A 16,923-nucleotide genomic window follows, 5' to 3' on the forward strand; every position below is an offset into this window, starting at 1 on the left:
CATATTCAGAGGATCCAGCTATGAGTAGCGGACGTATCGTTCAAATCATCGGCGCCGTCATCGACGTGGAATTCCCACGTGACGCGGTACCGAGTGTCTACAACGCGCTGAAAGTACAAGGCGCGGAAACCACCCTGGAAGTCCAGCAGCAGCTGGGCGACGGCGTGGTGCGTACCATTGCGATGGGCTCCACCGAAGGCCTCAAGCGCGGTCTGGATGTTGTCGACAGTGGCGCTGCCATTGCTGTCCCGGTCGGTAAAGCGACCCTGGGCCGCATCATGGACGTCCTGGGCAACCCGATCGACGAAGCCGGTCCAATCGGCGAAGAAGAGCGTTGGGGCATTCACCGCGCCGCGCCTTCGTTCGCAGAGCAGGCAGGCGGCAACGACCTGCTGGAAACCGGCATCAAGGTTATCGACCTGGTGTGCCCGTTTGCCAAGGGCGGTAAAGTCGGTCTGTTCGGTGGTGCCGGTGTCGGCAAGACCGTAAACATGATGGAACTGATCCGTAACATCGCCATCGAGCACAGCGGTTATTCCGTGTTCGCCGGTGTGGGCGAGCGTACCCGTGAGGGTAACGACTTCTACCACGAGATGAAGGACTCCAACGTTCTCGACAAGGTAGCCCTGGTCTACGGTCAGATGAACGAGCCACCGGGAAACCGTCTGCGCGTAGCGCTGACCGGTCTGACCATGGCCGAGAAGTTCCGTGACGAAGGTAACGACGTTCTGCTGTTCGTCGACAACATCTATCGTTACACCCTGGCCGGTACCGAAGTATCCGCACTGCTGGGCCGTATGCCTTCGGCAGTAGGTTACCAGCCGACCCTGGCTGAAGAGATGGGCGTGCTGCAGGAGCGTATTACCTCCACCAAGCACGGCTCGATCACTTCGATCCAGGCCGTCTACGTACCTGCGGACGACCTGACCGACCCGTCGCCGGCGACCACCTTCGCCCACCTGGACGCCACCGTCGTACTGTCCCGTGACATCGCCTCCCTGGGTATCTACCCGGCGGTCGATCCACTGGACTCGACTTCGCGCCAGCTGGACCCGAACGTGATCGGCAACGAGCACTACGAAACCGCTCGCGGTGTTCAGTACGTGCTGCAGCGCTACAAAGAGCTGAAGGACATCATTGCGATCCTGGGTATGGACGAACTGTCCGAAACCGACAAGCAACTGGTATCCCGCGCTCGCAAGATCCAGCGTTTCCTGTCCCAGCCGTTCTTCGTGGCTGAAGTCTTCACCGGTTCTCCAGGCAAATACGTTTCCCTGAAAGACACCATTGCTGGCTTCAAAGGCATCCTCAACGGTGACTACGACCACCTGCCAGAACAAGCGTTCTACATGGTCGGCGGCATCGAAGAAGCGATCGAGAAAGCCAAGAAACTGTAATCCCGGTGCCCCGCAAGGGGCGCCAATCAGGTTGAGGCAAGCACATGGCTATAACAGTCCATTGCGATATCGTCAGCGCGGAAGGAGAAATCTTTTCCGGTCTGGTCGAGATGGTAGTTGCGCACGGCAACCTGGGTGATCTTGGTATCGCCCCGGGCCACGCGCCACTGATCACCAATCTCAAGCCAGGTCCGATCACGCTGACCAAGCAGGGCGGTGACCGCGAGGTGTTCTACATCTCCGGTGGTTTCCTCGAAGTGCAGCCGAACATGGTCAAGGTGCTTGCCGATACCGTGCAACGTGCTGCCGACCTGGACGAGGCTTCCGCACAGGATTCCGTCAAGGCTGCCGAGAAGGCCCTGAACGAAAAAGGCGCGGATTTCGACTATAGCGCCGCGGCTGCACGCCTGGCCGAAGCGACAGCCCAGCTGCGCACCGTCCAGCAGATTCGCAAGAAATACGGCGGTTGATCCCGCCGCGTTCCATGCGCGATTGAGTAAAAGGGTAGCCTCGGCTACCCTTTTTCTTTTTCTGCGGTTCCTGTTTCTGCGGCTCCCGCACCGCCCAGTGGATAATCCTTCATGTCTCTCGATATCGTCATTCTTGCAGCAGGCCAGGGCACGCGGATGCGTTCGGCCCTGCCCAAGGTGCTGCACCCGGTGGCCGGCAACTCGATGCTCGGTCACGTTATCCACAGCGCCCGCCAACTGGCGCCGCAAGGCATTCATGTGGTCATCGGCCACGGTGCCGATGCCGTGCGTGAGCAACTGGCGGCCGACGATCTCAATTTCGTCCTGCAGGACAAGCAACTGGGCACTGGCCACGCGGTGGCCCAGGCCTTGCCGGTGCTGAGCGCCGAGACCGTATTGATCCTGTACGGCGATGTACCCCTGATCGAAGTCGACACCCTGCAGCGCCTGCTCACGCGCGTAACCCCCGAGCAACTGGGCCTGCTGACCGTCACCCTCGACGACCCCACCGGCTATGGCCGCATCGTGCGTGACGCGCAGGGTCAGGTCAGCGCTATCGTCGAGCACAAGGACGCCAGCGACGCGCAGAAAGCCATCAAGGAAGGCAACACCGGTATTCTCGCCGTACCCGGCAAGCGCCTGGCCGACTGGCTGGGGCGGCTGTCGAACAACAACGCCCAGGGCGAGTACTACCTGACCGATGTAATCGCCATGGCTGCCAACGACGGCCTGGTCATCGCCACCGAGCAGCCGCACGATCCAATGGAAGTGCAGGGCGCCAATGACCGGCGCCAACTGGCCGAACTGGAGCGTCACTACCAGCTGCGCGAAGCCCGTCGCCTGATGGCCGCCGGCGTGACCCTGCGCGACCCGGCACGCTTCGATGTGCGCGGTGATGTCAGCGTCGGCCGCGACGTGATGATCGACATCAACGTGATTCTCGAAGGCCGTGTAGTGATCGAGGACAACGTGGTCATCGGCCCCAACTGCGTGATCAAGGACAGCACCCTGCGCAAGGGCGTGATCATCAAGGCCAACAGCCATCTCGACGGTGCGGTATTGGGCGAGGGCAGCGATGCCGGTCCCTTTGCCCGTCTGCGTCCCGGCAGCGAGCTGGGTGCGCGCGCCCATGTGGGTAACTTTGTCGAACTCAAGAACGCTCGTTTGGGTGAGGACGCCAAGGCCGGCCACCTGACCTACCTGGGCGATGCCGAAATCGGTGCACGCACCAATATCGGCGCCGGCACCATCACCTGCAATTACGATGGCGCCAACAAATTCAGGACCACCATGGGCGAAGACGTCTTTATCGGTTCCAACAACTCGTTGGTGGCGCCTGTGGATATCGCCTCCGGCGCCACCACGGCTGCGGGTTCGACCATCACCCAAAATGTGCCCGTCGAACAACTGGGCGTGGCCCGCGCACGGCAGCGCAATATCGAAGGCTGGAAGCGTCCGGTCAAGGTTCCAAAGGCCTGAAGTTATCCACAATGCCCGGCTGTATAACTCTGCTGCCACCAGGCTGTAGAGTTATACAGTGATTATTGAGTTATCCCGCCCGTTTATCCCCTTCAGGTTATTCACAGGCTTGACGCCTGCTCATGAATAGGTTTTGATTGCGTTCTTATCTTTCGAAACGAAACTTAACTAAAAAATGTCGAAACGTAATACACCCCAGCGTCGCCACAATATCCTCAGCCTGCTCAATGAATTGGGCGAGGTGACCGTGGACGACCTGGCCCGCCGTTTCGAAACGTCCGAGGTTACGATTCGAAAGGATCTGGCTGCGCTGGAAGGCAATGGCTTGTTGCTGCGCCGTTATGGCGGGGCTGTCACAGTGCCCCAGGAGCTGATTGTCGAGCACAACCAGCCGGCCTCGACTTATAAACAGGCCATCGCCCGCGCCGCTGCCCAGCGCCTCCGTGAGCATGCCCGCATCATCGTCGACAGCGGCAGCACCACGGCGGCATTGATCCCGGAACTGGGCAACAAGCCCGGCCTGGTGGTCATGACCAACTCACTGAACGTTGCCCGTGCCCTGAACGAACTGGAGCCTGAACCGGTGCTGCTGATGACCGGCGGCACCTGGGACCCGCATTCGGAATCCTTCCAGGGCCAGGTCGCCGAACTGGTGCTGCGCTCCTATGACTTCGACCAGTTGTTCATCGGTGCCGACGGTATCGACCTGCAACGCGGCACCACCACCTTCAACGAGCTGCTGGGCCTGAGCCGGGTCATGGCCGAGGTTGCACGCGAAGTGGTGGTGATGGTCGAAGCCGACAAGGTCGGTCGCAGAATCCCCAATCTGGAACTGCCCTGGAGCAGTATCCACACCCTCATTACCGATGAACGCCTGCCCACCGAGGCACGCGAACAGATCAAAGCCCGCGGCATCACATTGATTTGTGCCGCTGCCAGCCAGGAGTAGAACCATGTGTGGAATCGTTGGCGCCGTTGCTGAGCGCAGCATTACAGCCATCCTGATCGAAGGCCTCAAGCGTCTGGAGTACCGCGGCTACGACAGCGCGGGTGTGGCCATCTTCAACAATGAAGGTCGTCTTGAACGTCGCCGCCGCCTGGGCAAGGTCAGCGAGTTGGAAAAGGCGCTGGCCGGTGAGCCGCTGACCGGCCGCCTGGGCATTGCCCACACCCGCTGGGCCACCCACGGTGCCCCGAGCGAGCGCAACGCCCACCCGCATTTTTCCGGCACTGATCTGGCGGTCGTGCACAACGGCATCATCGAAAACCACGAAGCCTTGCGCGTGCAGCTCAAGGCGCTGGGGTATGTGTTCGAGTCCGACACCGACACCGAGACCATCGTCCACCTGCTCGACCACAAGCTCAAGGACACCCCCGACCTGGCCGTGGCCCTGAAAGCGGCGGTCAAGGAGCTGCATGGCGCCTATGGCCTGGCCGTGATCAGCGCCAGCCAGCCTGATCGCCTGCTCGCCGCCCGCAGTGGCAGCCCGCTGGTGATCGGCCTGGGCCTGGGGGAAAACTTCCTGGCCTCCGACCAGTTGGCGCTGCGCCAGGTCACCGACCGTTTCGTGTACCTCGAAGAAGGCGACATCGCCGAGATCCGCCGTGACAGCGTGCAGATCTGGACCGTCGACGGCCAGCCGGTGGTGCGCGAAGTCATGCAGGTGCGCGAAAGCGCCGAAGCGGCCGACAAGGGCGCCTACCGGCACTTCATGCTCAAGGAAATCCACGAGCAGCCCAAGGTCGTGCAGCGCACCCTGGAAGGCCGCTTGGGCCAGCAACAGGTGCTGGTGCATGCCTTTGGTCCCGAGGCCGCCGAGTTGTTCGCCAAGGTGCGCAACGTGCAGATCGTCGCCTGTGGCACCAGCTACCACGCCGGCATGGTCGCCCGTTACTGGCTCGAAGGCCTGGCCGGCATTCCGTGCCAAGTCGAAGTCGCCAGCGAATTCCGCTACCGCAAGGTGGTGGTGCAACCCGACACCCTGTTCGTGTCCATCTCCCAGTCCGGCGAAACCGCCGACACCCTGGCCGCGCTGCGCAACGCCAAGCAACTGGGTTTCCTGGCCAGCCTTGCCATCTGCAACGTCGGCACCAGCTCGCTGGTGCGTGAGTCGGACCTGACCCTGCTGACCCAGGCCGGCCCGGAAATCGGCGTGGCCTCCACCAAGGCCTTCACCACCCAACTGGTGGCCCTGCTGCTGCTGACCCTGTCGCTGGGCCAGGTCAAGGGCACCCTGGAAGAGGGCGTCGAAGCCGGTCTGGTCGAAGAACTGCGCCGCCTGCCGGTGCGCCTGGGCGAAGCCCTGGCCATGGACACCGTGGTCGAGAAGGTCGCCGAACTGTTCGCCGAGAAGCACCACACCCTGTTCCTGGGCCGTGGCGCGCAATTCCCGGTGGCAATGGAAGGCGCCCTGAAGCTCAAGGAAATCTCCTACATCCACGCCGAAGCCTACCCGGCCGGCGAACTCAAGCACGGCCCGCTGGCGCTGGTCGATGCCGACATGCCGGTGGTCACCGTCGCCCCCAACAACGAACTGCTGGAAAAGCTCAAGTCCAACCTGCAGGAAGTGCGCGCCCGTGGCGGCGAACTGATCGTCTTCGCTGACGAAAAAGCCGATCTGCACAACGGCGAAGGCACCCACGTCATCTCGATGCCGCACATCAGCGACACCCTGGCACCGATTCTTTACACCCTGCCACTGCAACTGCTGTCGTACTACGTGGCGGTGCTCAAGGGCACGGATGTGGACCAGCCACGGAATCTGGCGAAGTCGGTGACGGTGGAGTGAGGAGGGGATTTTCTAAATCCAGTGTGATGAAAATTAATAGAGTCCGTCCACTAGGAATATAGTCTGTCCGCCCTCTCCAAGAGGGCGGACCTCAGTGACTGTTAACAGTGAAAATAAAAAGCTACCCTGATGAAACGTTGGGTTCGTTTCTTAAGCGTATATGTTTACGCTCTGGAAGCGTACGTAGAAATAAGTTTCTCGAAGAAATAGATCCGCAAAGGTTCGCACCTTTATAGATTTTCTTTCTTCGCAACCCGGCCTTTGCCCGGCGATTGGAAACGAACAGTAACGGGATGAACTTCCTTGTGGCCAACACCCGGCCTTTCAGCTCATATACCTATCGAAAAGAAGCTTAACCAACTGGCGCAGCCATCTATTCCCAGGGTCGTGGTGATAGCGCGGGTGCCAATACTGCCGCAGGTGCAAGCTGGGAGACAGGATCGGGGTTTTTATCACCTTGACCGCATGGTAGCGTAGAAAAGTTTTCCCCAGTTCACTGGGGACGGTAGCAATTAAAGTCGGGTTTTTCTCTAGTATCATCGGCACCGTGATGAAGTGTGGGGTTGTAAGGTAAATCTCTCGGCGATGTCCCAACTCATCGATGAACTGGTCGTAGCGGGTACTACGGTCTGACAGGACGACGGAAACATGCTTCATGCCCAGGAACTGTTCAAGGTTTACTTCGTCGCCAGGGTAGGTGCAACTGACAATGGTGCAAAAAGAGTGCATGAACAGCGCTTGTTGAAAAAGGTTAGGGTCCTGAATGTAATGGGACCCAATAGCCAGATCTGTATCACCCCTCTCCAGTGAATTCGCAATATGCTCGGTGGGTAACTGCGACGTCCGTATTCGGCAATGGGGGGCCACGTCCTGAAGTTTCTCAATCAGCCGGGGCAAAAAGACCAACTCACCCATATCCGTCATGCAAAGGCTGAAGACTCTGGTGGATGTCATCGGGTCGAAACTGGCCTGCGCCAACAGCTTGTGCTGTATGGCGGATACGATCTCCAGAACGGAATCCCCCATCTTCTCGGCGAAAGGCGTCGGCTTCATCGAATCGCCAATACGGACGAAGAGGGGGTCTTCATAGAACTCCCGTAGACGTCGTAGTGCATGGCTCATGGCGCTTTGCGTCAAGCCAAGATGCTCCGCCGCCCGCGATACGTTGCGCTCTCGCAGAAGCGCATCGAACGCAAGTAGCAGGTTCAAATCGAATTTCTTGCCATGAAGGGTATGCATGATCTGTATTAGCTCTATGATCTAGGCGCATACATGATCCGCCCCTAGCATGGCGTCAGCAAGTGAGAAAAAACAAAAACAAGAAATGAGGATAACGTCATGCTTCTTCGTAATGCCTGGTATGTAGCCGCCTGGTCGAGTGAGGTTCCGGTCGACGAGCTTCTCGCAAGAACGATTCTTAATGTGCCTGTAGTGCTGTGGCGTGACAGTACTGGAGCGGTGGTCGCCTTTGAGGACCGTTGCTGCCACCGCGGGGCTCCGCTGTCTAAAGGGCGCCTGGAGGGCGATCAGCTTCGCTGTATGTATCATGGCCTGCTGTTTGATACAGCCGGGCAATGTGTGGAAATACCCGGACAAGAACGCATTCCGCCGCAAGCGAAGGTACGCACATTCCCCGTCGTGGAGAAACATAAGTGGATCTGGATCTGGGTGGGTGATGCCAGCCTGGCGGACCCGTCGCAGATTCCCGATACCCATTGGCTGGATGACCCGCAGTGGAGAAGTCTGGAGGGGTATACCTATTACACCACCCACTATCTTCTGATCGCTGACAACCTGCTCGACCTCGCCCATTTGCCCTACGTTCATCCAAACACGCTGGGTGGTGATGAGGCTTATGCGGCCTGTATACCTCAGGTCGAAAAGTTGGAAAACGGTGTTCGGGTGACGCGTTGGGGCGAAGGCATCAAACCGGCGCCTTTCGTGCAGAAGATTAAGAATTATCCGGGACCGGTTGATCGGTGGAATATCTACGATTTCCTGTTGCCCAGCATCTTCCTGATGGATTCGGGCATGCAGCCCAGTGGGCACAATGCCAAGGAGGGAAATCGAGTCAATGCGGCAGAGTTCCGCAGCACTCAGGCGCTCACGCCAGAGACGGACGAATCCACGCATTATTTCTTTTCGCAGCCTCACAACTTCGCTATCGACGATCCAGCGGTGACGCAGGCGATTCACGACCAAGTCATCACCGCGTTCGAAGAAGACAGCGACATGATTCATGCGCAAGACCGCATGTTGAAGCTGACGTCTGATTTCAAAATGATCCCGATCGGAGCGGATGCGGCCCTTTCATACTTCAGATGGCTTGTGGCGAAGGCTTATAAGGCCGAGCAGGCGGCGAGCAATCCCGTCAAGATCCAGGAGGCCTGAAAATGAGCGATTGGAACCGCGTTCGAGTGAAGGCGATTGTGCGGGCTGCGGACGCCATCCTGGATATCCACTTGCTGGCCGAAGACGGTCAACCGCTGCCTGCGGCCGAGGCCGGATCGCACATTGATGTACGCCTGTCAAATGGGTTGATCAGGCAGTATTCCATTCACCGATACGACCCCGTGGACGCAAGCTACTCGATCGGGGTCGGCTTGTCTGAACCGTCCCGTGGTGGTTCGGCGTTTATTCATACCCAACTGCGAGTGGGTAACGTGCTGGAAATCGGCGCGGTTCGAAATAACTTCCCATTGGAGCGAGACGCAAGTGCTTACTTGTTCATTGCTGGGGGGATCGGCATTACGCCGATTCTCAGCATGATTCGCTGGTGCGACGCGAATGACAAACCGTGGCAACTTCTTTACTGCGTGCGTTCGCGATCCCGAGCCGCCTATATCGAACACTTGCCTCGTGGCGGAAAACTAGTGTTTCACTCGGATGAAGAAAACGCCGGTCGCCCCGACCTGCAGACGTTCATCCGTCAGGCAGGCCCTACGGACCACCTTTATTGCTGTGGGCCAGCGCCGCTCATGGACGCAGTACGGAATGTCGCACAGGCGTACCTGCCTGCCGGACACGTGCACTTCGAGTTGTTCAGCGCGCCGCAGTCGAATGCTACTGAAAAGCCACAGGACAGTAGCTTCGTGGTGGAGCTTGCTCGCAGCGGTATGGAACTTACCGTACCTGCCGATAGCAGCCTCCTCGATGCGCTCGAAGGGGCGGGGTTAAGCGTGCCTTATTCCTGCCGGGAGGGGCTTTGCCGTACCTGTGAATGCCAAGTATTGGCCGGTGAGGTTGATCACCGGGACTATGTCCTCAGCGATGAAGAGCGTGCATCCAATACGGTCATTCTGCAGTGTGTTTCCCGTGCCAAGTCAGCAAGACTGGTGCTCGATCTCTGACGTGCACTGGATTCACGCCATGCCTTGGAGACAATGATGAGTCGTTTCGAACTGAACGCTATTCGTGGCGAGCTTCTTTCTCGTAGAGAAAATCCTCCCGGGTCGTTGCAGCAGGCCCGGATCGGGTTCGATCAATTGTGCAAGCGTTTTTTGCCGCCGCTTGGTTGCAACTCTGCAGTTTCGACACTCGGTGGCGTGCTCGTACGAACGTTAACCTACCTGACATCCCGGCGCTCGTTGCTCTATGTCCACGGCGGTGGATTTATGGTGGGCAGCGCTGAAGGTTTTGAGGGGGTCGCCGGCACGCTGGCTTCTGGTACGTCCGCTACGGCTTATGTGGTCGATTATCGACTAACACCTGAACATCCTTATCCGGCTGCACAACAAGACGTCCTGACGGTCTACGCGGCGTTGCTCGCCAGCAGTGAAAAGGCGAGCGATATTGTGTTGGCGGGAGACTCGGCGGGAGGGCACCTCATTATGGCCGCTCTGATTCAGGCCCGGGCCATGGGACTGGAAATGCCAGGTTGTGTCGTGCTGTTTTCTCCCTGGGTGGATCTTACCCTCACCGCAGAGAGCATCCATAGCAAAGCAGGTGTGGACTGCTTCCTCACACCTTCGAAGCTGCAAGCCTGTGCTAACGCCTATCTGGGAGAACATGTTGAGGCTGCTTCTTTCATCCTGGACGCTGACCTGGAAGGTTTGCCGCCGTTGATGATTCAAGTGGGGGAGTCTGAAATCCTCCTGGACGACGCGGTACGCCTGGCGAGAAATGCCGGATCGGCGGGCGTGGAAACCAGGCTGGAGGTATGGCCGGGAATGTTTCACGTCTGGCAGGCGTATTCACCGGTTCTCTCTGAGGGGCGTGAGGCGCTCGTTGCTGCCGCCGATTTCATAAACAGGGTGCTGGCACGGGAAAGCCGTTGATACCTGCCCGGACGCTTACTTTAAAACGGTCGCCGAAGCCTGTCTGGCTTCGGCGCATTGAAGTCCACACTGCTCAAGCCTGGATGTCATCTGCGACGCCTGGCGTGCTGCCTTTTTCCTATTGTGTAACAGCCCCAGATGCATCCCGCTTCAGACATCACGAATAATCGAACGGACAAGCGAGTGCAATGGCCGCTATCCTGTAAGCGGCCAGCGAGCACACCTTCAGAAATCCGGAATTAAGAGCGATGGTGTCCGTCTGTTTTTAAGCGGACGCGATCACCCTTATCGCCAGGATTTCCATGCGCCAACGAAGCTCCTATCTCAAACCCTTCAAGGCCCAGGTCGTGCAGGAATGCCTGAAACCCGGTGCCTCAGTTTCCAGCGTCGCCATCAGCCACGGCATCAATGCCAGTGTGATTCGCAAGTGGCTGCCGATTTACCGTGATAAACCCGTCGCGCCACTTCCCGCGTTTGTACCGCTAACCGATGCCTAAACAGTTGGCCGAACAAGCGCTGCACTCAATCGGCGGGCTGTACGAAGTCGAACGGCAGGCCAAAGACATGAGCGATGAAGAACGATGGCGATTACGCCAAGAAATAGCGGCGCCCCCTGCACAGAAGTTACATGAGTGGATGCTGGCTCAGCGCGACCTCGTGCCCGAGGTGTCGGCCACGGCCAAGGCTCTGGATTGCAGCTTGAAACGCTGGGTAGCGCTGACGCGCTACCTGGATGATGGTGCCGTACCCATCGACAACAACCCGGTGGAGAATACGATCAGGCCATGGGCGCTTGGGCGCTCCAATTGATTGTTCGCCGGGTCTCTGCGCAGTGGCAAACGAGCGGCAGCGATCATGAGTTTGATCCAGTCGGCACGCATGAACGGGCATGATCCGTACGCGTATCTCAAGGAGGTACTGACGCGATTGCCGACGCAGAAAGCCAGTGAGATCGAGCCTCTACTGCCGCATCAGTGGATGCCTGGCTGATCTACGCAAGGCGTATTCCCCGTACGCTTACTGACAGCCTTCGGCAGGAAGCTACTCATTAGCCTGCATCAGTTCCAGAGTGATAGGATCTGGCCCGGTCACATATACAACTAGAGTTCCCTTGCGTGGGCCTGCGGGAATCGCTTGAGGCTTGCCTCTTGCTTTCCAGCCTGCTTGCTCAATGCGTTCGAGTACGGCGTATATGTCTTGCACTCTCAATGCCAAATGCGCTGAACCAATCGCTGATGCCGTAGGTGGAGTGATACCGTGGCGGTCACCCTGCGAATATTCCAGCAACTCTACTCGGCTGCCATCCGGGCCTTTGACTATCGCCGTTCGCACGCTCGGATCGGCGGTGCCGGTGACTTGCAAAATGAATGATCCGCCCATTTCCGACTGACGCTCAAGGGTGAACCCAAGTCCAATTGTCCAGAAGCGAATGGCTTCTTCCAATGAACGGACTGCGAAGCCAATATGATCGACGGCATGCACCATGTGGTTAGAATTCATCAAATGATCCTTTAAAGGTTCACGGGCCAACTAGGAAGGTGAGCTTGCGCCTCCAGCTGTTACGGCCAAAATACAGAAAATAAATGGGTAGAGGTACGCATAATCAGGCCAATCCAAGAGAAGCAACATTTGCAATTTTTAAACATTGAGTATTCCTCTGACCGGTCTTATTCTGCATTAGGCATTCAGGATACGGCTACCTCGGATATGACATTGGATAACGTAAACCCGCCATGAACCGCGCGCTTATGCCACTGGTGGCGATAGAGCAACGCGACCGGGCGATCCGCGAAACGGCGCCCCACACTCATACGACAGGCCAACTAATCGCAAGCCTTGCCGGCCTGCTTTCCGTCAGCACTGACGGCGGCTCATGGGTAGTGCCGGCTACCCATGCCATTTGGATACCTCCCCGTGTTGCACACGCGATGATGTCACATGGCGCTTTTGCAGGAGCGATGGTCTATATCGCGGAGCAAGAGTGCGGGATCCTGCATCAAATGCCATGCACATTTAGGGTCAGCAGTTTGCTGCGCGAAGCGGTAAGCCGCGCTGCGTCGTGGGGACAACCACCCCGCAACGAAATGGAGTCGCGGGTTGCAGCAGTCATCTTGGATGAAATTGCTACCTCACCCGCTGAACCCATCGGTCTGACGCACCCCAATGACCCGCGCTTGAGGCGTATCACCGATGCGATACTTGCTCAGCTTGATGACAATAGATCACTTGAAGATTGGGCTGTTTGGTCAGGTATGGCACCTCGAACACTTGCCCGGCGTCTGGTCGCTGAAACCGGTTTTGGTTTTTCTGAATGGCGACAACGTGCACGCACGTTGCGTGCTATTCAACTATTGGTCGAGGGGATGTCAGTGACGACAACGGCGATTGAGCTTGGCTACGAAAATATTAGTGCTTTCATTGCCATGTTCCGTCGGATAATGGGTGTTACGCCAGGACAATATGTGCGAGCGCAGACACTGATTAGCAAAGAGGCAATTTCCAGATCAAGTTGATGGGTGTAAGAACCGCTGTACCCTCCAACCCGATCCTGGTAAGCGTCCGCCGACGTCACCTTGCACGACTTAGGCAGATACCCACTGATACGGCAGCAGTTGCTCAATCTCACTCGCTCGCTGCGTCGGCAACCGCGCCAGCACATCGTTAAGATAGGCATATGGATCGTGCCCATTCATGCGCGCCGATTGGATCAAGCTCATGATCGCCGCCGCCCGCTTGCCACTGCGAAGCGACCCGGCAAACAACCAGTTGGAACGTCCAAGTGCCCACGGACGAATCTGGTTTTCGACTGCGTTGTTGTCTATGCCTGCCTGACTCAATAGCAACTGTGTTTTTTCCATGCGCCCACACTCTGAATGTCGCCGCATACTACGGTTACTTTTCTGATACTCAAATGACGCAGGGGCAAGGCACAAATAGGTCACTTACTCAGAAGTTACACTGAAAAATACTCAGAACAGTCTTAAACTGGGACAGTTTTGTGTGTTTTTCCTTGAGCGCTCTGAAAGCCTTGAAACCTTAGCCCTGCGTGCGACAGCGTTAATTACGTGTTCACGAGCACCGATCGATGACACCGGCACCCTCTGGTCTCGATCTGCGATAAACCCCCCTTCCACCTGTGCAATAAACCCTGGCCGGTCATCCTCGGCGATCGGCTCACCGGGTTTGTAAAAGAGGAACCACCCGATGAGCCACATCCCGGACCCGCAAGAACATGTGCCCAAGCCTGAGCCGGTCACGCTGCGTGCAGCGTTCTGGTTCTGGCTGAAGCTGGGTTTTATCAGTTTTGGCGGGCCGGCAGGGCAGATCTCGATCATGCACCAGGAACTGGTCGAGCGCCGGCGCTGGCTCTCCGAGCGGCGCTTCCTGCATGCCCTCAATTACTGCATGTTGTTGCCGGGCCCCGAGGCTCAGCAATTGGCGACCTACATCGGCTGGCTGATGCACCGAACCTGGGGCGGTGTCATTGCCGGTGTGCTGTTTGTGTTGCCCTCGCTGTTTATCCTGATTGCGTTGTCGTGGATGTACATCGCCTTTGGCGAAGTGCCGGTTGTGGCCGGGCTGTTCTATGGGATCAAGCCTGCGGTCACGGCCATCGTCGTGCAGGCGGCTCATCGGATTGGCTCAAGGGCCTTGAAGAACAATGTGTTATGGGCAATCGCGGCGGCTTCATTCACGGCGATTTTTGCCTTCAATGTCCCGTTCCCGCTGATCGTGCTGGGTGCCGCCCTGATGGGCTACCTGGGTGGTCGCCTGGTTCCTGAGAAGTTCAGGGCGGGCGGTCATGGTGGCGCCAGCAAGTCCTATGGCCCGGCCTTGATTGATGACGATACACCGCCCCCTGACCATGCCCGCTTCAACGCCATGGGGCTGGCACGGCTGGTGCTCGTCGGGACCATGCTGTGGGCTCTGCCCATGGGAGTCCTGACAGCGCTTTTTGGTTGGGAGGGCACGCTTACGCAAATGAGCTGGTTCTTCACCAAGGCCGCTTTGCTGACTTTTGGCGGTGCCTATGCCGTGCTCCCCTACGTGTATCAGGGCGCTGTGGGTCACTACGGCTGGCTGACACCGACCCAGATGATCGATGGCCTGGCCCTTGGGGAAACCACACCCGGTCCTTTGATCATGGTCGTGGCCTTTGTCGGTTTTGTCGGGGCCTATGTGTTGCAGGTCTTCGGTGCCGACCAGGCTTTTCTGGCGGGCGCCGTGGCTGCCGCACTGGTGACCTGGTTTACCTTCCTGCCGTCGTTCCTGTTCATTCTGGCGGGTGGTCCCCTGGTGGAATCAACCCATAACGAACTCAGGTTCACCGCACCTCTGACCGCCATTACCGCAGCGGTGGTGGGCGTGATCCTCAACCTGGCGTGTTTTTTCGGTTATCACGTGTTGTGGCCCCAAGGCTTCAGTGGTCACCTGGACTGGCCGTCGGCGTTGATCGCGATTGCGGCGGCGATTGCCTTGTTCCGCTTCAAGCGCGGCGTCATTCAGGTGTTGGCAGGCTGTGCGCTTGTCGGGCTGGCAGTGCATCTGCTGCGATGAACTGGCCTTCACGCTATTGGGAAAGCCAGCCTTTAGGTCCAGCCGGGGCGGGACTTACAGATCAGTGGCAGTGGTAGTCAAACGAGGTAGCGAACATTCGCGACAGTAAGAGCATGGCGAGCCACTTGATCAGATCAAGGCTGCTGTTTCGGCCAGACGATAAGCGCTCGAACGAGGCAACACCGAATGCCTCTCTAGGCATTCAGGCCAACCCAGCCATGGAAACCTACATACAGACCCACGCCGATGATCAAGACACTGGAAAGGTAAGGCGCACGTCGAGCCACAGTGCCCAGCCACGGCCAGCGGTTGGAGGCCTGTCTGGCACCAATGGCGGCCGCAGCCCCCACAGTGACCAGGGTGATCGCCAAACCGATGCTGAAACAAAGGACGAGCATGCCGCCAAGGGCAACGTCCTTGACCTGAAGGCACAGCAACAGCACGGTGATGGCCGCAGGGCACGGAATCAAGCACATTGATAGCTCCACAACACGGATGTCGAGCTATCAATCTGTAAGGCGATCTACGCTGTTTTGCAGAGAGGGCAACGCACTTTCAACAACCGGGCGATGCCAGCCCGGTCCCGATAGTGACGGCCGTCACAGGAACATGGGCAAAGGCTTTTTTCGCACCCGCTGCAAACTGTGGGTCGCAATTGAAGTTTGTGGCGTTGACGAAGTCTTCACCCTTGGCTTTTACAATCTGCTCCGTCCAGGCGTCAGCGGCTGCAATGGCTTCGTCAGACGTGAGTCTGACCTCCAGCAATACCTGCATGAAGTTGACTGCATGCGGGCCTTCCCAGAGCGCATACACAGAAGGGTCGAAGGCATTGCCACACATACTGAGGCAGTCGGCCGAATACACCATGCCCCCGCCCGCTGACGCGTCGAATGCTCCGAGGGTCAAGGGTTTGCCCGGAGCAGGCGCGTAGTTGCCCACGAAACGGGTGAGGTCCGCCTGGCATTCAGGCGCTGTTTCCAGCCTGAGCCTGGTGACTTTGCCGCCCTCGATCGTCGCGGTGACATCGCAACCCTGGACCTTGAAGGTATGTTCGTCCCCGTTCGATTCTTGGGCAATGCCTGCAATCGATTCGAAGTACCGTTGGTTCTTGCCCAGCATGTCGCCCGTGAACACCTCTGCGACGGTCGCCGCTTGTGCTGTACCAAACGATAACAGCACTGTTGCAATACCGAGACGGTTGGCTACTTTCATCATGGATGATTCCATTCATTACTGCATTGATGGGGCATGTCCACCTCAGGGTGGCAGATTAAACACTGTAACGGCCTGAATATTCAGTCACATCTGTTCCCTGGATCAAGTCTCGGAACGCGTGATGCATGCAGGCGGTGTCACCTGCTCATCTAGACCGGTGCCGCAGCCTCACGTTGCTGAGCCGCGGCCAGAAACCCTGCAAACGTAACCACCGCAACCAGTGGCCAGCCAAAGACCACCAGGCGCGATATCAACGAGGTGTCGAACCAGCCGACCAGGCTGATGCAGGCCACGACCCCGCACAGCAATCCCTGCCAGGCGCGGCGATGCCAGGCGGGCAGCGTGCTTGATCGTAAAAAATGGTTATGCAGTAGCGCCACGGTGACCAGCCCCACCCACCCCAGCAGCGTCATGGCCAACAGCTTTACATACAGGAATATCCCGTATTCAGGGGTAAGGCCGCGGATGAAAAAAAGCTCATAGACCATGGCGCCTGCCACCACGGTCCCAAAGCAGGCGGCCAGCAGCGTCGGCAAGACGACAAATACGCCGACGGCCAGGATCAGGATTTTTCTGCAGACTGAAACGTTGCTCATGGTGGTGGACCGTTGCTGATAGTGGTTCTGCGCCTGTACTAAAGCCGTCGCGAGTCGATCGGGGCGCCGACCGGCCCCACCCACCATTGACCGCGTCGCCCTGGGCTGTTCGTCTGTCTCTGCGTGCGCCCCTGCTTTCCAGG

15 protein-coding genes and 3 pseudogenes are annotated in these 16,923 nt (G+C 58.2%); 12 read left to right on the top strand and 6 right to left on the bottom strand.

Annotated features, from left to right (window positions below; translation table 11 throughout):
- Nucleotides 1-20: 20 nt before the first annotated feature.
- The 5 genes from atpD (at nt 21) to glmS (ending at nt 6,135) form a co-directional block, all read left to right on the top strand.
- Nucleotides 21-1,397: a F0F1 ATP synthase subunit beta gene (atpD, locus tag DGA31_RS17465; protein WP_056840950.1), complete on the top strand. Its 1,377-nt coding sequence runs from the start codon at nt 21-23 to the stop codon at nt 1,395-1,397.
- Nucleotides 1,398-1,441: 44 nt separating this feature from the next.
- Nucleotides 1,442-1,867 (top strand): F0F1 ATP synthase subunit epsilon, encoded by a 426-nt coding sequence (locus DGA31_RS17470; RefSeq protein WP_056840949.1) that lies wholly within the window; start codon nt 1,442-1,444, stop codon nt 1,865-1,867.
- 111 nt (nt 1,868-1,978) lie between these two features.
- Nucleotides 1,979-3,346: a bifunctional UDP-N-acetylglucosamine diphosphorylase/glucosamine-1-phosphate N-acetyltransferase GlmU gene (glmU, locus tag DGA31_RS17475; protein WP_109513390.1), complete on the top strand. Its 1,368-nt coding sequence runs from the start codon at nt 1,979-1,981 to the stop codon at nt 3,344-3,346.
- A gap of 175 nt (nt 3,347-3,521) precedes the next feature.
- Nucleotides 3,522-4,295, top strand: coding sequence for a DeoR/GlpR family DNA-binding transcription regulator (locus DGA31_RS17480; protein WP_056840947.1), 774 nt, complete (start codon nt 3,522-3,524; stop codon nt 4,293-4,295).
- Between the two features lie 4 nt (nt 4,296-4,299).
- Nucleotides 4,300-6,135, top strand: a complete 1,836-nt coding sequence (gene glmS, locus DGA31_RS17485; RefSeq protein ID WP_109513391.1) for a glutamine--fructose-6-phosphate transaminase (isomerizing) — start codon at nt 4,300-4,302, stop codon at nt 6,133-6,135.
- A gap of 324 nt (nt 6,136-6,459) precedes the next feature.
- Here glmS and DGA31_RS17490 read toward each other — a convergent pair whose 3' ends face one another.
- Entirely contained in the window at nt 6,460-7,374 is a 915-nt protein-coding gene (locus DGA31_RS17490) for a LysR family transcriptional regulator (protein WP_056840936.1), read from the bottom strand.
- A 99-nt stretch (nt 7,375-7,473) separates the two neighbouring features.
- On the opposite strand from DGA31_RS17490, the gene DGA31_RS17495 reads away from it, so the two are divergent.
- From DGA31_RS17495 to DGA31_RS17515, 5 genes and pseudogenes are all read left to right on the top strand, one after another.
- Nucleotides 7,474-8,526 carry an aromatic ring-hydroxylating dioxygenase subunit alpha gene (locus tag DGA31_RS17495; protein WP_056840935.1) on the top strand — a complete coding sequence of 351 codons (1,053 nt, stop codon included), beginning with the start codon at nt 7,474-7,476 and terminating at the stop codon, nt 8,524-8,526.
- A gap of 2 nt (nt 8,527-8,528) precedes the next feature.
- Entirely contained in the window at nt 8,529-9,485 is a 957-nt protein-coding gene (locus DGA31_RS17500) for a PDR/VanB family oxidoreductase (protein ID WP_056840934.1), read from the top strand.
- Between the two features lie 36 nt (nt 9,486-9,521).
- Nucleotides 9,522-10,412: an alpha/beta hydrolase gene (locus tag DGA31_RS17505; protein ID WP_161959197.1), complete on the top strand. Its 891-nt coding sequence runs from the start codon at nt 9,522-9,524 to the stop codon at nt 10,410-10,412.
- A 302-nt stretch (nt 10,413-10,714) separates the two neighbouring features.
- The gene (locus DGA31_RS17510; RefSeq protein WP_109513393.1) at nt 10,715-10,909 is read left to right on the top strand and encodes a transposase; all 195 of its coding nucleotides are present in this window, start codon (nt 10,715-10,717) and stop codon (nt 10,907-10,909) included.
- 1 nt (nt 10,910) lies between these two features.
- A pseudogene (locus tag DGA31_RS17515) lies at nt 10,911-11,402 on the top strand (IS66 family transposase); the annotation flags it as partial.
- Nucleotides 11,403-11,453: 51 nt separating this feature from the next.
- On the opposite strand, the gene DGA31_RS17520 reads toward DGA31_RS17515, so the two are convergent.
- Nucleotides 11,454-11,912 (bottom strand): VOC family protein, encoded by a 459-nt coding sequence (locus tag DGA31_RS17520; RefSeq protein WP_109513394.1) that lies wholly within the window; start codon nt 11,910-11,912, stop codon nt 11,454-11,456.
- 233 nt (nt 11,913-12,145) lie between these two features.
- Here DGA31_RS17520 and DGA31_RS17525 point away from each other — a divergent pair, with 233 nt between their 5' ends.
- Complete coding sequence (locus DGA31_RS17525) at nt 12,146-12,925, top strand: AraC family transcriptional regulator (RefSeq protein WP_241089802.1); 780 nt, start codon at nt 12,146-12,148, stop codon at nt 12,923-12,925.
- 69 nt (nt 12,926-12,994) lie between these two features.
- Here the strand turns inward: DGA31_RS17525 and DGA31_RS17530 are convergent.
- Nucleotides 12,995-13,234 (bottom strand): annotated as a pseudogene (locus DGA31_RS17530) (transposase domain-containing protein); the annotation flags it as partial.
- Between the two features lie 382 nt (nt 13,235-13,616).
- Between DGA31_RS17530 and chrA the strand changes: the two are divergent.
- On the top strand, nt 13,617-14,969 hold the full coding sequence (chrA, locus tag DGA31_RS17535) for a chromate efflux transporter (RefSeq protein WP_109513396.1): 1,353 nt from the start codon (nt 13,617-13,619) through the stop codon (nt 14,967-14,969).
- A 194-nt stretch (nt 14,970-15,163) separates the two neighbouring features.
- On the opposite strand, the pseudogene DGA31_RS17540 reads toward chrA, so the two are convergent.
- The 3 genes and pseudogenes from DGA31_RS17540 to DGA31_RS17550 form a co-directional block, all read right to left on the bottom strand.
- Nucleotides 15,164-15,439, bottom strand: a pseudogene (locus tag DGA31_RS17540) (HoxN/HupN/NixA family nickel/cobalt transporter); the annotation flags it as partial.
- Nucleotides 15,440-15,524: 85 nt separating this feature from the next.
- The gene (locus DGA31_RS17545; protein WP_109513397.1) at nt 15,525-16,184 is read right to left on the bottom strand and encodes a hypothetical protein; all 660 of its coding nucleotides are present in this window, start codon (nt 16,182-16,184) and stop codon (nt 15,525-15,527) included.
- A gap of 149 nt (nt 16,185-16,333) precedes the next feature.
- Nucleotides 16,334-16,867, bottom strand: a complete 534-nt coding sequence (locus tag DGA31_RS17550; protein ID WP_152035051.1) for a hypothetical protein — start codon at nt 16,865-16,867, stop codon at nt 16,334-16,336.
- Between the last annotated feature and the right edge of the window lie 56 nt (nt 16,868-16,923).

The sequence above is a fragment of the Pseudomonas ovata genome (assembly GCF_003131185.1).
Taxonomy (GTDB): Bacteria; Pseudomonadota; Gammaproteobacteria; order Pseudomonadales; family Pseudomonadaceae; genus Aquipseudomonas; species Aquipseudomonas ovata.

Excerpts from the sequence above, each read along its gene's own strand:
- DGA31_RS17490 (WP_056840936.1), bottom strand. The coding sequence starts at position 7,374 with ATGCATACCCTTCATGGCAAGAAATTCGATTTGAACCTGCTACTTGCG.
- atpD (WP_056840950.1), top strand. The coding sequence starts at position 21 with ATGAGTAGCGGACGTATCGTTCAAATCATCGGCGCCGTCATCGACGTG.
- DGA31_RS17525 (WP_241089802.1), top strand. The coding sequence starts at position 12,146 with ATGAACCGCGCGCTTATGCCACTGGTGGCGATAGAGCAACGCGACCGG.
- DGA31_RS17510 (WP_109513393.1), top strand. The coding sequence starts at position 10,715 with ATGCGCCAACGAAGCTCCTATCTCAAACCCTTCAAGGCCCAGGTCGTG.
- DGA31_RS17550 (WP_152035051.1), bottom strand. The coding sequence starts at position 16,867 with ATGGTGGGTGGGGCCGGTCGGCGCCCCGATCGACTCGCGACGGCTTTA.
- DGA31_RS17520 (WP_109513394.1), bottom strand. The coding sequence starts at position 11,912 with ATGAATTCTAACCACATGGTGCATGCCGTCGATCATATTGGCTTCGCA.
- glmS (WP_109513391.1), top strand. The coding sequence starts at position 4,300 with ATGTGTGGAATCGTTGGCGCCGTTGCTGAGCGCAGCATTACAGCCATC.
- chrA (WP_109513396.1), top strand. The coding sequence starts at position 13,617 with ATGAGCCACATCCCGGACCCGCAAGAACATGTGCCCAAGCCTGAGCCG.
- glmU (WP_109513390.1), top strand. The coding sequence starts at position 1,979 with ATGTCTCTCGATATCGTCATTCTTGCAGCAGGCCAGGGCACGCGGATG.
- DGA31_RS17470 (WP_056840949.1), top strand. The coding sequence starts at position 1,442 with ATGGCTATAACAGTCCATTGCGATATCGTCAGCGCGGAAGGAGAAATC.
- DGA31_RS17500 (WP_056840934.1), top strand. The coding sequence starts at position 8,529 with ATGAGCGATTGGAACCGCGTTCGAGTGAAGGCGATTGTGCGGGCTGCG.
- DGA31_RS17505 (WP_161959197.1), top strand. The coding sequence starts at position 9,522 with ATGAGTCGTTTCGAACTGAACGCTATTCGTGGCGAGCTTCTTTCTCGT.
- DGA31_RS17480 (WP_056840947.1), top strand. The coding sequence starts at position 3,522 with ATGTCGAAACGTAATACACCCCAGCGTCGCCACAATATCCTCAGCCTG.
- DGA31_RS17545 (WP_109513397.1), bottom strand. The coding sequence starts at position 16,184 with ATGATGAAAGTAGCCAACCGTCTCGGTATTGCAACAGTGCTGTTATCG.
- DGA31_RS17495 (WP_056840935.1), top strand. The coding sequence starts at position 7,474 with ATGCTTCTTCGTAATGCCTGGTATGTAGCCGCCTGGTCGAGTGAGGTT.